The sequence below is a fragment of the Streptomyces achromogenes subsp. achromogenes genome (assembly GCF_000720835.1).
GTDB lineage: Bacteria > Actinomycetota > Actinomycetes > Streptomycetales > Streptomycetaceae > Streptomyces > Streptomyces achromogenes.
Window position 1 is genome coordinate 95,074 of sequence record NZ_JODT01000034.1, and the last position, 15,132, is coordinate 110,205.

General features: G+C 72.8%; 10 protein-coding genes. 9 read left to right on the forward strand and 1 reads right to left on the reverse strand.

Annotation, left to right across the window (positions count from 1 at the left end):
- Window positions 1–117: 117 nt before the first annotated feature.
- The 7 genes from IH25_RS0129490 (at window position 118) to IH25_RS0129520 (ending at window position 8,750) form a co-directional block, all read left to right on the forward strand.
- Complete coding sequence (locus IH25_RS0129490; RefSeq protein ID WP_037655831.1) at window positions 118–1,185, forward strand: Glu/Leu/Phe/Val dehydrogenase family protein; 1,068 nt, start codon at window positions 118–120, stop codon at window positions 1,183–1,185.
- Window positions 1,182–2,372: an MFS transporter gene (locus IH25_RS0129495; protein ID WP_051754185.1), complete on the forward strand. Its 1,191-nt coding sequence runs from the start codon at window positions 1,182–1,184 to the stop codon at window positions 2,370–2,372. The genes IH25_RS0129490 and IH25_RS0129495 overlap by 4 nt, the downstream gene beginning before the upstream one ends.
- Window positions 2,373–2,864: 492 nt before the next feature.
- Window positions 2,865–3,941, forward strand: coding sequence for a 4-hydroxyphenylpyruvate dioxygenase (gene hppD / locus IH25_RS0129500; protein ID WP_030617302.1), 1,077 nt, complete (start codon window positions 2,865–2,867; stop codon window positions 3,939–3,941).
- Window positions 3,938–5,077 carry an alpha-hydroxy acid oxidase gene (locus IH25_RS0129505; RefSeq protein WP_051754187.1) on the forward strand — a complete coding sequence of 380 codons (1,140 nt, stop codon included), beginning with the start codon at window positions 3,938–3,940 and terminating at the stop codon, window positions 5,075–5,077. Before hppD ends, IH25_RS0129505 begins: the two co-directional genes overlap by 4 nt.
- Window positions 5,071–5,616 carry a hypothetical protein gene (locus IH25_RS0129510; protein WP_051754188.1) on the forward strand — a complete coding sequence of 182 codons (546 nt, stop codon included), beginning with the start codon at window positions 5,071–5,073 and terminating at the stop codon, window positions 5,614–5,616. The genes IH25_RS0129505 and IH25_RS0129510 overlap by 7 nt, the downstream gene beginning before the upstream one ends.
- Window positions 5,603–7,750, forward strand: coding sequence for a malate synthase G (locus IH25_RS0129515; RefSeq protein ID WP_030617310.1), 2,148 nt, complete (start codon window positions 5,603–5,605; stop codon window positions 7,748–7,750). Before IH25_RS0129510 ends, IH25_RS0129515 begins: the two co-directional genes overlap by 14 nt.
- 37 nt (window positions 7,751–7,787) lie before the next feature.
- The gene (locus IH25_RS0129520; RefSeq protein ID WP_030617313.1) at window positions 7,788–8,750 is read left to right on the forward strand and encodes a quinone oxidoreductase family protein; all 963 of its coding nucleotides are present in this window, start codon (window positions 7,788–7,790) and stop codon (window positions 8,748–8,750) included.
- Between the two features lie 112 nt (window positions 8,751–8,862).
- Here the strand turns inward: IH25_RS0129520 and IH25_RS0129525 are convergent, their stop codons facing one another.
- A complete protein-coding gene (locus IH25_RS0129525) occupies window positions 8,863–10,533 on the reverse strand; it encodes an AMP-binding protein (RefSeq protein ID WP_030617317.1) in 1,671 nt (556 codons plus the stop codon).
- A gap of 717 nt (window positions 10,534–11,250) precedes the next feature.
- Between IH25_RS0129525 and IH25_RS0129535 the strand changes: the two genes are divergently transcribed.
- Both IH25_RS0129535 and IH25_RS0129540 read left to right on the forward strand, forming a co-directional pair.
- Window positions 11,251–14,070, forward strand: coding sequence for an ATP-binding protein (locus tag IH25_RS0129535; RefSeq protein ID WP_030617325.1), 2,820 nt, complete (start codon window positions 11,251–11,253; stop codon window positions 14,068–14,070).
- Window positions 14,071–14,282: 212 nt separating this feature from the next.
- Window positions 14,283–15,074 (forward strand): S1 family peptidase, encoded by a 792-nt coding sequence (locus IH25_RS0129540; protein ID WP_030617328.1) that lies wholly within the window; start codon window positions 14,283–14,285, stop codon window positions 15,072–15,074.
- Window positions 15,075–15,132 lie beyond the last annotated feature (58 nt).

Below are 15,132 nucleotides of genomic sequence, written 5' to 3' on the forward strand. Positions count from 1 at the left end.
AAGTTCTCGGATTCGGTTCTGGTCCCGTGGATCAGCCGTCGGCAGGCTGGACAGCGGACGCCGCCGGGGGCCCGGTCCCCGGCGATGGTCGAAAGCATCCGGTGCACGGGAGGACGCGTGGAGACTCCGCTGGAGTTCAGTCATGAATCGGTCGTGGTGCGACGCGGGCGGCGCAGCCGGCTGCCGATCGTCGTCGCAGTGCACTCCACCGCTCTCGGCCGTGCGGTCGGCGGCTGCCGGATGTGGGCGTACCACAGCTGGGAGGACGGCCTGCGCGACGCGCTGCGCCTGTCGGAGGGCATGACGCGCAAGTGCGCCGCCGCCGGACTGCCGAACGGCGGCGGCAAGTCGGTCGTGGTCCTTCCGGCCGGGCGGAGCCTGACCCCGGACGAACGCCGCGCGGCCCTGCACGATCTCGGCGACATCGTGGCGGAGCTCGGCGGCACCTACGTGACCGGCCCCGACGCGGGCACCGGGCCGGCCGACATGGCGGTCATCGGCGAACGGACCGAGCACGTGTTCTGCCGGCCGGAGGCCGCCGGCGGGAGCGGTGACCCCTCGCCGTTCACGGCCCTGGGCGTCGTCGCCGCGCTGCGCTCGACCTGTCTGGCGCTGTTCGGCTCGCCGGGCCTGGCGGGCCGGAGATTCGCGGTGATCGGCCTCGGACACGTCGGGGAGCAGATCGCCCGGCAGTTGGCGGCGGCGGGCGCCGACCTGGTCCTCAGCGATGTCGACCCGGTAAAGCGCTCGCTCGGCGCGGAACTGGGCGCGGTGTTCACCGAACCCGACGCGGCGGCCACCGCCGAGGTGGACGTGCTCGTCCCCGCCGCGCTCGGCGGCTTGCTGACCCGGGATCTGGTGGGGCGGCTGCGCTGCCGCGCGGTCGCGGGCGCGGCCAACAATCAGCTGGCCGACCCGGGCGTGGCGGAGTCGCTGCGGGAGCGCGGGATCCTCTGGGCCCCCGACTACATCGCCAACGCGGGCGGTGTCGTCAACTCGGTCTCGCGGGAAGTCCTCGGCGACGACGCGGAGAAGGCGGTCAGGCGCATCGAGTCGATCGCCGACACCCTGACCGGCCTGTTCGAGACGGCCGCGCGCGAGGGGATCACGACGGCGCGGGCCGCCGACGACCTCGCCCGCCGGCGGCTGTCCGCGTCGGTGCCCACCGCGCCGGGGCCGGCATGAACCCCCGGGTCTACGTGCTGGCGCTGGCCACCTTCACCGTCGGCACCGAGGGCTATGTCATCGCCGGCGTGCTGCCGGCGGTCGCGCGCTCCATGCACGTGTCCGTATCGGTGTGCGGACAGCTGGTCACGGTCTTCGCGCTGGTCTACGCCCTGGCCGGGCCGCCGCTGATCGGCGCGTTCCGGCGGGTGCCGCCGAAGTCGGTGCTGATCGGGGCCATGCTGGCGTTCGCGCTCGGCAACGCCCTCGCGGCGGGCGCGCCCGACTACGCGGTGCTCGCCCTGGCGCGCGTACTGGCCGCGGCGAGCGCGGCCCTGCTGGTCGCGCCGGCGGCCGCGGCGGCGGCCGCGCTGTGCCGGCCGCAGGACATGCCCAAGGCGATCGCGGTCACCGCCACCGGCAACGCGCTGGCGCTCACTCTGGGGGCGCCGATCGGCACCCTGATCGGGGGGCTGCTCGGCTGGCGGGGCACGTTCCTGTTCGTCACGGCCCTGGCGCTCGTGACCGCGCTGATGCTGGCGGTCCTGCTGCCGACGGTGCCGGTGGCTCCCGCCGGCACCGGCCGGGCCGAACTGCTGCGCAGCCCGGCCGTCCGGTGGAGTCTGCTGACCACCTTCGGGGTCTTCCTCGCCGCGTACTGCACCTACACGTATCTCGCGCCGATCGTCGAGCGGGCGACCGGGATGGGAAGCCAGGGGGTGGCGGCGCTGATGATCGTCTTCGGCGCGGGCGCATTCCTGGCCGGGCGCCTGATCGGCCGGACCCTGGTCAAGGTGCCCGTGGCGCGGGTGCTGCGCGTGGCTCTCACGCTGATGACGCTGCTCCTCGCGACCATCGCCGTCGGCACCGCCTGGCATCCGCGCGCCGCCGCGGAGATCGCCGCGTTCCCGGTGCTGTTCTGCCTGGGTGCCTTCTGGTGCTGCGGTGGCGTCTCCCAGCAGACACGGATCGCCGCCCTGGCACCCGCGCAGCGGTCCCAGGCGCTGGGGCTGCACTTCTCCGTGCAGTTCCTGGGCGTCGCCGTCGGCGGCGCCGTCGGCGGGCTCGCCCTGTCGACGGGGGGACCGGTGGCCGTTCCGGCCCTGTCCGCGCTGATCGCGTGCGTGTCGCTGCTCTCCGTGCGGCGGACCGTTCCGGAAACGGCCGACTCGCCGGATCGCGTGGCACCCGCGCCGGTCCCGCGCTGACGTTTTCCTGACAGAGCCCCTTGTCCGTCCCGGTGGTGATCCCCTCAGCACCGGGCGGACGGAGGGGCTCTGTCGCTGTGCGCGGGGTGTGACGTCGCCGCCCTGCACACCCTGTCAATAGGCGACTGTTCAGGATAAAAGCGACTCACTCCACTTTCACGCATTTCGCGCCGCCAAGACGCGGTCCCGGAAAAGTTCGTGGAATCCGCAGAACGCCGAGCGCCAGATTTGCAAGAATGACAATCGGCGCATCCGTATTGCCTGTTCAGCGCGCACCGGATGCGTCATGAAACATAGATTCAATCTTGCACTTTCGTGGCACCGCCGAATGCGACCGTTGCCGAGCCGCCCGAGGGGCCTGTAAGTTCGAGTCGAGCGAGCCGCACTTGCCATTGGAGTGTGTCAGCCGCAGGTCAGAGCGTTCTGGGGGGATCTCTTCTGCGCAGTCCCCCGTCTGATTTCGGTCGACTTCAAAGCGTTTGGAGAGCTGCCATGCCTGTGTTGCGTGATGCTCGGCTGGATCACGTCGAGTTCTATGTCGAAGACGCTGACGCGACCGCCACGGATCTCGTGTCCAAATACGCCTTCCAGATAGCGGGAACGTCGAGCGCGAACATCGGGTCCCACCGATCGATAGCGTTGGCGCAAGGGGGCATCGTGCTCCTGCTCACCCAGGGGCTGACCGAGAGTTCCCCGGTGACCACGTGGGTCCGCGCCCATGGCGACGGCGTGGCCAATATCTGCCTGCGCACGCCGTCGGTCCGTGCGGCCTTCGCGGAGGCCGTGGCCAACGGTGCCGAGGCCGTACTCGAGCCCGTCGAGCGCGACGGTGCGCTGGTCGCCGGTTTCGGCGCGTTCGGCGATGTCCAGCACGGCCTGGTCGAGCGCCCGGACGATGCCGGACCCGGACAACTGCCGCCGGGCATCGTACCGGCACAGGGGTACGCGCCGCAGGCGCCCGTGGAGTTCGTCGTGCTCGACCACTTCGCCTACCTCGTCGGGGCCGGCGACCTCAGCAACGCGGTGAAGTTCTACGAATCCGTCCTGGGCTTTTCGGTGATCTTCGAGGACCGGACCATGGTCGGCGGTCAGGGCATGGATTCCAAGGTCGTGCGCAATGCCGCGGGCGACATCACGTTCACCATCGTGGAGTCCGCCGCGAAGCCGGGGCAGGCCATGGATTTCATCGCGGAGTTCGTGCAGAAGAACGCCGGGCCCGGAATCGAGCACATCGCGTTCGGCTGCCCGGACATCGTCACGGCCGTGCAGAAACTGCGCGGGCGCGGGGTGGCCTTTCTCGACACTCCGGGCGCCTACTACGACCAACTGCCCGGCCGCCTCGGCGCTCTGGCGCGCCACGATGTCGAGCAGATGCGCGGACTGGGCATCCTCGCCGACCGGGACCACGGCGGCGAGCTGTTCCAGATCTTCACGTACTCCACGCATCCGCGGAAGACCTTCTTCTTCGAGGTGATCGAGCGGTTCGGTGCCGAAACCTTCGGCAAAGGCAACGTCAAGGCGTTGTTCGAGGCCAGGAAGGCGGAACGGGACCAGCGGGAGGAGGGGTGACGGAGGTGGTGGAGGCCGGGCAGCCGAACCCGCCGCATTCCGTGGCCGAGTTCGCCGACGCGGCCCGCGCCGTGATCCCGCCCGCCGCCTGGGACTTCGTCTCCGGAGGCAGCGGTGCCGAGCTGAGCGTGGCGGCGAACCGGCGCGCCTTCGACACCCTGTATGTGGCGCCGCGGATGCTGCGGGACGTGTCGCACGTGTCGACCGCGGCCCGCCTGGTCGGCACCGAAGCGAGCCTGCCGGTGGCCATCGCGCCGATGGCCTACCACGGGCTGGCCCATCCGCAGGGCGAGGCGGCCACCGCACGCGCGGCGAAGACGGCGGGCGTGCCGTTCACCGTGGCGATGCTCAGCGGGACACCGGTGGAGCGCATCGCCGAGTCGGGCGCCGACCTGTGGTTCCAGCTGTACTGGCTGCGGGACCGGGGCGCCACGGCGGACCTGGTGAGCCGGGCCGAGGCCGCGGGCTGCCGGGCGCTCATGCTGACCGTCGACGTGCCCCGGCTGGGCCGCCGTCTCAAGGACCACCACAACGGTTTCGCGCTGCCGTCCGACGTCTACGCCGCCCACTTCCGCGGCGAGGCCGCGACCGGGGCGCAACGGACCTCGGCCACGGGCTCGGCCGTCGCCACGCACACCACCGAGATGTTCGACCCGTCCCTGGCGTGGAGCGACCTCGCATGGCTGCGGGAGCGCACCCGGCTGCCGCTCGTCGTCAAGGGCATCCTGACCCGCGAGGACGCCCTCCAGGCGGCACGCTCGGGCGTGGACGCGCTGGTGGTCTCCAATCACGGCGGACGTCAGCTCGACGGAGCCGTGCCCGCGCTCACGGTGCTGCCGGAGATCCGGGACGCGGTCGGGGACACGGTGGACGTCCTCGTCGACGGCGGCGTCCGCTCGGGCACGGACGTACTGAAAGCCCTGGCTCGCGGCGCCGACGGCGTCCTGCTGGGCCGGCCGGTCCTCTACGGGCTCGCCGTCGGCGGCGAGTCGGGCGTCGAGGCCGTGCTGTCACTGCTGCGCGAGGAACTGGAGACGGACCTCGCCCTGTCCGGCTGCCGTACCGCCGGCGAAGCCGCCGGCCTGACAACCTACGAAATCAACGCTTCCAGCAGTACGAGGACTGCATCATGGTGAAGCAGGACGTCATCAAGACACTCGGTCCGTCGGGGACCGACGCCCACGCGGAGGCCGTCCGCATCGGGGGCGAGAACATCGAGCTCTTCCCCTCCTTCCGTGCCGCCATCGACAATTGCGAGACACACGGCGGCAAGGCGCTGGTCGCCGCCGGATACCTGGACATGCGCAACGGAGCGGTGGTCGACTCCTGGGTCGACCTCCATTTCAGCAAGCTGAGATCGATGACGATGGTCGGGGTCTGGGAGTCGCCGACCAAGCCCATGTGCGTCGCGGTGCATTCGGAGTTCTCCGGCGGGCTGGCGGACATCCGCACGGCGGCGTCCCATCCGGCCACCCTGCAGTTCGTGCGCGAGCACATGCCGGCCGGCGTGGAGATCTCCACGGTGCGGGCGAAGCCGGAGGCCGCACGGCTGGTGAGCGAGCGGGTGGTCGATGCCTGCATCGGATCGGTGGACGTCGTCGAGTCCATCGAGAACCTGAAGATCCTGAAGAAACTGGAGGCGACGATGGTGTGGTGCCTGTATGAGCATCGCTGACGTCGCCGCGGACGCGTGGGTCCGGATCGGGTCCTTGCGGGTCGCGCGCGCGTTCCGGGATTTCGTGGAACGGGAGGCCATCCCCGGCACCGGCGTGGCCGCCGGGGAGTTCTGGGCGGGGTTCGAGCGGCTGATAGCCGACCTCGCGCCGCGTGATCGCGCATTGCTGGCCCGCCGCCGCGCACTGCAGGAGCGCGTGGACGCCTGGCACACCGAGCACCGCGGCGAGGACTTCGACGCGGACGCCTACCGCCGGTACCTGACCGAGATCGGCTATCTGGCCGCGGCACCGGAGCCGTTCACCGTGGACACCGCCGGCACGGACGCGGAGATCAGCCGGATCAACGGTCCGCAGCTGCTGGTGCCGGTGGCCGACGAGGACTTCGCGCTGGAAGGGGTCAACGCCCGGTGGGGGTCGCTGTATCGCGCCCTGTACGACACCGACGTGATCCCTCCGGGCGACGCCGCCGGACGCCGCGAGGCGGTCATCGCCTTCGCGCGGGACCTCCTCGACGTGATGGCGCCGCTCGACAAGGGCACACACGCGGACGCGACGGGCTATCACGTCACCGACGGCGCCCTGCGCGTGCGGTTGTCCGACGGCACGGCCGCCGCACTGGACCCCACGGCGCGGCTGGCCGGGTTCACCGGTGATCCCGCCCGGCCGTCGGCCGTGCTGATCGAGCATCACCATCTGCACGTCGAGGTCCGGTTCGATCCGGACGGCGAGTTCGGCCGCCTGGACACGGCCGGCGTCCAGGACGTGGTCGTGGAGTCCGGGATCAGCACGATCATGGACTTCGAGGACTGCGTCGCCGCCGTGGACGTCGCGGACAAGATCGAGGTCCACCGTGCCTGGCTGCGTCTGATGCGCGGCGACTACACCGCGCGGCACGGCGGCGGCATGCGTCCCGATCGCCGGTACACCGCCCCGGACGGCGGCCTGATATCGCTGCCCGGGCGGGCACTGCTGTTCGCCCGGATCGTCGGGCCGCTGATGACCACGGACGCGGTCCTCGACCGCGAGGGCGCCGAGGTGCCCGAAGTCATCGTCGACGCCGTGATCACCACCCTCTCGGCGCTGCACGACCTGCGGGGTGACACCTCCCGCGTGAACTCCCGGGCCGGCGCGGTGTATCTGGCGGTACCGAAACTGCACGGTCCGGAGGAATTCGCCTTCGTGGACGAGCTGTTCGGCCGCGTCGAGCGCTTGCTCGGACTGCCGGAACACACGGTGAAGCTCGGGCTGCTGGACGAGGAGCGGCGCACCACCGTCAACCTGGCGGCGTGCCTGCAGGCGGTCCGGCACCGCGTCGTCTCCACCAACAACGGCCTGCTCGACCGGAGCGGCGACGAGATCCACACCTCGATGGCGGCCGGGCCCATGGTGCGCAAGGCCGACATGAGGACCCAGCCGTGGCAGCTGGCCTACGAGCGGTGGCACGTCGACACCTGCCTGGCCCACGGCCTTCCGGGCCGGGCACTGATCGGGCTGGGCATGTGGCCCACGCCCGACCGGATGCGCGACCTGTTCGAGACCAAGGTCGGCCAGCTGTCCCTGGGCGCGGGGATGACCTGGGTGCCGACCGCCGTCGCCGCGACCCTGCACGCCGTGCACTACCACCAGGTGGACATCGCCGAGGTGCAGCGCGAGATCGCGGCGGCCGGACCGCGCCGTTCTCTCGACGAACTCCTGCGCCCGCCCGTCGCCGACACCGGCACCGTCACCGATCTGCGGACGGAGCTGGACGCCCACTGCTACACCGTCCTCGGCTACGCGGTGCGCTGGATCGAGCGCGCCGTCGCCAGTTCCCCGATGCCCGCTCTCGACGGTGTCGTGGTGCTCGAAGACCGGGCCACCTTGCGGATGTCGACCCAGCTGCTGGCGAACTGGCTGCACCACGAAGTGATCACCGCGCGGGACGTGGACGACGGGCTGCGCCGGATGGCGGCCGTCCTCGACGACCGGCTCCGCGACGAACCGGGTCACCGGCCGCTGCTGGCCGCGGGGGAGAACTCGCTGCCGTGGCAGGCGGCCCGCGAACTGATCACGCGGGGCACGACGGCGCCGAACGGCTACACCGAGCCGGTGCTGTACCGGTTCCGCCGCGAGCACAAGGCCCGGACGGCGTGATGCGGCCGAACCGACGAGACCGACCAAGGGAGACCTCGTGCACGCGATAGTGGTGACCGAGCCCGGCGGACCGGACGCCCTCCGTTACCGCCGGATGCCGGACCCGGTCCCCGGGCCGGGCGAGGTGCTGGTGCGGACCCGGGCGATCGGCGTGAACTACCGGGACGTGTACGTGCGCAGGGGGGAGTATCCCGCCGAACTCCCCGTTCCGGGCCTGGAGGGAGCGGGCGAGGTCGTGGCGGCGGGCGAGGGGGCCGAGGTCGCCGTCGGGGACCGGGTTGCCTGGGGGTACGGCCGGGCCGGCTATGCCGAACTCGTGGCCGTGCCGGCCGACCAGTGCGTGCCGGTGCCCGACGGGATCGACTGGCAGGTCGCCGGTGGCGCGCTGTTGCAGGGAATGACCGCGCACTACCTCCTGGAGTCGGTGTACCGGCCGACACCCGAGGACGCGGTCCTGATCCACGCGGGTGCCGGCGGTATGGGCCAGCTTCTGGTGCAGTGGGCCGCGGCGCGCGGCGCCAGGGTGATCACCACCGTGTCCACCGACGAGAAGGAGAAGCTCGCCCGGGAGGCCGGGGCCTGGCAGGTGCTGCGTTACGGTGACGATCTCGCCGAGCACGTCCGGGAACTGACGGGCGGTGAAGGTGTCTCCGCCGTCTACGACGGCGTCGGCGCGGCCACCTTCGAGGCGAGCCTCGCCTCGCTCCGGCCGCGCGGCACCCTCGCGTTGTTCGGATCCGCGAGCGGCCGCGTGCCCCCGTTCGACCTCCAGCGCCTGGCCGAACTGGGTTCGCTGCTGGTGACCCGGCCGGTGCTGCCGCACTTCCTCCGCACCCGTGCCGAGGTGCGGTGGCGCGCGGACGAGGTCTTCGGCGCGATAGCCGACAACACCCTGCGCATACGGTTCGGCGTTACCTACGCCTTGTCCGAGGCGGCGCAGGCCCACCGGGCGATCGAGTCCCGCGCCACGACCGGTTCCCTCGTGCTGCTGCCGGACTGACGCTCGCACGGGGCCGCCGTGTTCGTACCGCGCGGGCCCCGCGCACACGCTCAACGCCCCCCGTACACGGCGGCCTTGGTCACCTCGGCCGCCGGGTGCGGGGGCCGCGTGGTCAGCGGAAGTCCTCCTCGCGGTACTCGTCGGCTGAGCCCTCGGCCGTGGCCTCGCGCAGCTCGATCCGGCGGATCTTGCCGGAGACGGTCTTGGGCAGGGTGCCGAACTCCAGCCGGCGGATGCGCTTGTAGGGGGCGAGGACCTCACGGGAGTGCTCGAAGAGGACCTTCGCGGTGCCGGGCCCGGGCTCCCAGCCCGCGGCGAGCACGACGTACGCCTTGGGCACGGCGAGCCGCAGCTCGTCCGGGGCGGGCACCACGGCGGCCTCGGCCACCGCCTCGTGCTCCAGCAGCGCGCTCTCCAGCTCGAACGGACTCACCTTGTAGTCGGAGGACTTGAACACGTCGTCGCTGCGCCCGACGTAGGTGAGGTAGCCCTCCTCGTCCCGGGTCGCGATGTCCCCGGTGCGGTAGTAGCCGCCCGCCATGGCCTCGGCCGTGCGGTCCGGGTCGCCGTGGTAGCCGGTCATCAGGCCGGCCGGGCGTTCGGCCAGGTCGAGGGCGATCTCCCCCTCCGTGACACCGGGTTCGCCGGAGACCGGGTCCAGCAGGAGCACCCGGAAGCCGGGGCTGGGCCGGCCCATGGAACCGGTCTTCAGCGGCTGGCCGGGGGTGTTGGCGACCTGCACGGCGGTCTCGGTCTGGCCGAAGCCGTCCCGGATGGTCACCCCCCAGGCGCGCCGGACCTGTTCGATGACCTCGGGGTTGAGCGGTTCACCCGCCGCCACGGCCTCGCGGGGCGGGTGCGCCAGCCGGGTGAGGTCGGCCTGGATGAGCATCCGCCACACCGTCGGCGGGGCGCAGAAGGTGGTGACGCCGACGCGGTCCATCTCGGCCATCAGCCGGGTGGCGTCGAAGCGGGTGTAGTTGACGACGAAGACGGTCGCCTCCGCGTTCCATGGGGCGAACAGGCTGGACCAGGCGTGCTTGGCCCAGCCGGGCGAGGAGATGTTCAGGTGGACGTCGCCGGGCTTGAGCCCGATCCAGTACATGGTGGACAGATGGCCGATCGGGTACGAGGTGTGGGTGTGCTCGACCAGCTTGGGGCGGGCGGTCGTGCCCGAGGTGAAGTAGAGCAGCAGCGGGTCGTCGGCCAGGGTCGGGCCGTCCGGGACGAGGTCGGCGGGGGCCGCGTAGGCGTCCTCGTACGGCTCCCAGCCCTCCTCGGGCAGTCCGCCGACGCTGATCCTGGTGTAGCCGCCGGGCACCCCGTCGAACTTGGCGGTGTCCTCCGCGCGGACGATGACGTGCCGCACCCGGCCCCGCTCCACCCGGTCGCGCAGATCGGCCGGGCCGAGCAACGGGGTGGCCGGGATGACGACCGCGCGCAGCTTCATCGCGGCCAGCGCGGTCTCCCACAGCTCGGCCTGGTTGCCGAGCATGACGAGGATCCGGTCCTCCGGGGCGACCCCGCGCTCGCGCAGCCACCGGGCGACCCGGTTGGAGCGCTCGGACAGCTCGGCGAAGGACAGCCGGGTCTCGCCGCCGTCCTCCTCGACGATGTGCAGCGCCGTGCGGTCGTTGCCCTCGGCGATGACGTCGAACCAGTCCAGGGCCCAGTTGAAGTGTCCGGGCCGGGGCCAGCGGAAGCCCTCGTAGGCGGTGGCGTAGTCCTCGCGGTGCGCCAGCAGGAAGTCCCTGGCTTTGCGGAACGTCTCGGTCGCCGTCATCCACGTCCTCCTCGGTACCGGACCATTGCCGGGTGGCTCCCCGGCATCGTCTAATCCGTGATGCGGGTCTCACTACCCCCGAACGGGGTGGCCCGCACCGAAGGAGCGTTCAAGGGTGGCAGCCAAGGCCGTGGCGGCGGGGATGCGCGGCGTGCCGGCCCGGGCGTACGCGGTGCCGGTGATGGTACGGCGCCCTGTGCGCGGGGCCCCCTGCGGCGCGCCACACCCGAACCGGTCACTCGACCACCGGCCGCTCGGCCACCGGCCGCCGCGCCCGGCGCTGCCTGCCGTGGCCCGGCCGGAGTCCGGGTGGGGTGGCCGGGGTGCCGCCCGGGAAGGGGCGCGCGCGGCGCTGCGGGCGCCGGGGTTCCGGGGCGCCGGACCGCTCGCCGGGTGCGGGCCGCCGGCCGCGCCGCCACGAGCCGGGGGCGTGACCCTGGCGCCACCCGAACCGCACCTGCTGTCCTGGGTGGCAGCCATCCGCGTTCGGCGCCGCGCGAGCCGGGCGCCCGCACACGAGGGGAGGCGATGAGCGCGGCCCGGGGGACGGGACCGCCGCCGTGGCCCGAAGACGGCGGGGAAACCTGCCCATTCATCCGGCGTCGCTTTGAATTTCCCTCTGCTTGGCCGTTTGTTATTTCCCTCACCACGGCTTCCGTCCGAATTTCAGGGATCGTTGCCTAGAATTTGGCCCGGACACGACACAGGAGGGGAGCGGTGACCGTGCGACGGGACTTCCAGGAGTCTGCCAGGTGCCGCTCCGACCTGGTCATCGGCCGCGAGGAGTTGTTCGCCGGCGCCCGTGGGCAACTCTCCTCGGGGGGCAGTGTGCTGCTCCACGGCCCCGCCGGAATAGGGAAATCCACCGTCCTGCGGGCATTGGCCGAGGAATACGGCGCGACCGCGCGCACGGTCTTGCGGTGCTCGGCGACGGAGTCCGAATCCCATCTGCCGTTCCTCGCCCTCGCCGATCTGCTCGGCCTGGTCCTGGACGAGGTCTCCCCCCGGCTGCCCGCCGCCCAGCGCACCGCCCTGGAGTCGGCGCTCACCGGCCGCGGCGAGTCCAGCCTCCAGCGCGACGGCCTCGCGCTGCGCCTGGCGGTGCTCTCCGCGCTGCGCGCGCTCGCCGCCGACGGCCCGGTGCTGGTCGTCGCCGACGACCTGCAGTGGCTGGACCCGGCCAGCGCCGAACTCCTCGGCTTCGCCGCCCGGCGCCTGGAGGGCACCCCGGTGCAACTGCTGTGCGCGGTGCGCACGGAGGGCCAGGAGAGCCAGGAGTACGACCGTCAGCTGCGCGCCTGCCCGCCGGGCACCCTCGCCGTCCGGCTGGGCCCGCTCACCCGCGCCCAGGTCGCCCAGTTGCTCGACCACCGCGGCCACGGCGGCCTGCCCCGCTCCACGGTCCGCGAGATCCACCGCACCAGCGGCGGCAACCCGCTGTTCGCGCTGGAACTCGGCCGCGCCCTCGCCGACAGCCCCACCCCGCCCCGGCCCGGCGAGCCGCTGCCCGTGCCGACCTCGCTGCGCGCCCTGGTGCTCAGCCGCCTGGACATGCTCTCGGTGGAGGCCCGCCGCACCCTGCTGGTGGCCAGCGCCGGCGCCCGCCCCACCCCGGCGCTGCTGCACGCGGCCGGCCGGGAGAACGCCGAGGCCGAGTGCGCCCAGGCCGCCGAACTCGGGCTGCTGGCCACCGGGCCCGACGCCCCCGCCGTACGGTTCGCGCACCCGCTGATCTCCGCCGCGCTGTACGCGGAGGCGCCCGCGCACGAGCGGCGGGCGGCGCACGCGGCGCTGTCCACGGCCGCCTCCGACCCGATAGAGCGGGCCCGGCACCTGGCCCTGGCCACCACCGGCACGGACCCGGAGGTGGCCGCCCGGCTCGCCGAGGCCGCCGCCCTCGCCCGGGACCGCGGGGCGCCCTCGGTCGCCGCCCAGCTCGGGCTGCTCGCCGCCCGGCACACCCCCGCCGACGGCGGCCCCGGCCCCGAGGAACGCCGGCTGGCCGCCGCCGAGGACGCGATCACCGCCGGGGAGGTCGACCTGGCCCGGGACATCGCCCGGGAGGTGCTCACCCGGGCGAGTGTGCCCGCCCACCGGGTACGGGCCTGGATCATTGTCATCGACACCGCCGGCCACACCATGGCCGAGGTCGACGCCGTCTTCCCGCAGGCCCTCGCCGACGCCGGGGACGACCCCCGGCTGCTGGCCCTGGTCCACTACCAGCTGGCCTGGCGGGCGCTCATCGTGGAGGGCGACTTCACCGAGGCCCGGCAGGCCGCCGCGCACGCCGCCGAGCTGGCCGCGCGCGGCCAGGACCGGCGCACCGAGCTGCTCGCCCTCGCCTTCCAGGCACAGACCGAGACCCTGATGGGCCATCCGGAGGCGCCCCGCACCATCAAACGGGCCCTGCGGGAGCCGCAGGACCCCCGGGTGGCCTGCCATCACAACGGCGCGGGCAGCGCCCGGTTCCGCTGGCTGGTGATGGGCGACCAGCTGGCCGAGGCCCGGACCACCGTCACCGCGCTGCTGCGCGAGGTCCGCCGGCGCGGCTCGGTGGAGAGCGAGGTGCACTTCCTGCGCGGCCTCGCCGAGACCGAGCTGCGCGCCGGGCACTGCGGGCGCGCCCTGGACCTGGCCCGCGACAGCCTGCGGCTGGCCCGGGACTCGGGCATCGGCGAGACCGCCTCGGCGATGCTCACCTCGCTCGCGGAGGCCTCCGGCGGCGACGTCGACCGGGCGCTGGCCCTCGCCCGGGAGGCGGTGCAGCACGCCGAGGAGGACGGCGACCAGATGTACCTCTCCCGGGCGCTGGGCGCGCTCGGGTACGCCCAGCTGGTGGCCGGGGACCCGGCGGGCACGGTGCGCTCGCTGCGCCGGGTGCGCAGCCTGGAACTGGGGCTCGGCATCACCGACCCGGCCCGGGGCCGCTGGCAGGGGGATCTGGCCGAGGCGCTGGTCCGCACCGGTGAGGTGGCCGAGGCGCAGGACGTCATCGACGTGAGCCGGGAGCACGCGCTGCGGCTCGGCCGGGAGAGCGTGCTCGCCGTGCTGGACCGGTCCGAGGCGCTGGTGCGTGCCGCCCGCGGCGACCGGGAGGCCGCCGTCGCCCAGCTGACGTCCGCTCAGGACCGGCTCGGCAAGCTCGGCTACGGCCTGGAGGAGGCGCGGGCCGCGTTCGCGCTGGCCCGGCTGCGCGGCCGGGGCCCCGGCGCGGCGGCCTTCGACGAGGCCGCCCGGATGTTCCGGCGGTGCCGGGCGCTGCCCTGGCTGCGCCAGGTGGAGGACGCGCTCGCCGCCCCCGGGCCGGAGCCGGTGCCGGACCGGCCGGAGGCACCGGCCGCGCTGGAGGTGCTGGCCGCGATGGAGCGTCAGGTCGCCGCGCTGGTCATGGAGGGGGCCACCAACCGGGAGATCGCGGCCCGGCTGTTCATCAGCGTGAAGACGGTGGAGGCGACCCTGACCCGGGTCTACCGCAAACTGGGGATCCGGTCGCGGGTCGACATCGTCCGATTGGCGGCGGCTCGACGGGCGCGGTGAGCGCGCCCCTAGTTAACTGAACCGGACCGAGGGTTTTCCCTCACCCAGCCCCTTAGGGGGTTCCCTCATTGGGGGCCGTGGGTTCCGGGTCCTAGCGTAAAGGGCGTGCCGCTCGCCCGGGCACACGGGGTCGGTCCTGCGACCTCCCCGTGCACACCGCCCACCGACACCCGCGCGAACCCCCACCGGTGCAACCCCCACTGAGGAGACTCATGTTCGGGCCCAGACGTGTGAGAAAGACCGCCGCGACCCTGGTGGCCACCGCCGCCGCCGCGGCGACCGCGCTGCTCGCCTCCCCCACCGCGAGCGCCGCACCCCAGCCGATCGTCGGCGGTACGACCACCACGACGACCGCGTACCCGTTCATGATGCAGATCACGGACGCGTCCCAGAACCAGTTCTGCGGCGGCACCCTGGTGTCACCCACCAAGGTGGTCACCGCCGCGCACTGCATGGTCGGCGAGACCACGAGCAGCGTCCGCGTGGTCGGGGGCCGGACCTACCTCAACGGCACCAACGGCACGGTGAGCCGGGTCAGCAGGATCTGGATCAACCCGGACTACACGGACGCCACCAACGGCGACGACGTGGCCGTGCTGACCTTGTCGACGTCGATGCCGTACACCACGGCCAAGTACGTCACCTCCTCGCAGACGAGCGTCTACGCGGCCGGCACCTCGGCGCGCATCCTCGGCTGGGGGACCACCTCGGAGAACGGCAGCTCCTCCAACCAGCTGCGGACCGCGACCGTGCCGATCGTGTCCGACTCCAGCTGCCGTACCTCCTACGGCTCGGACTTCGTCCAGTCCGACATGGTGTGCGCCGGATACTCCTCCGGCGGCGTGGACACCTGCCAGGGCGACAGCGGCGGTCCCCTGCTCATCGGGGGCGTCCTGGCAGGGATCACTTCCTGGGGCGAGGGGTGCGCGGAGGCCGGTTACCCGGGTGTCTACACCCGGCTGACCACCTTCTCGAACCTGGTGACCGCGCAGGTCAACTCGTAACCCAGGAGACTTCCCGAGTATCCCTCGGGGATGTGCCGGGGGGCGTTGCGGGCCACCA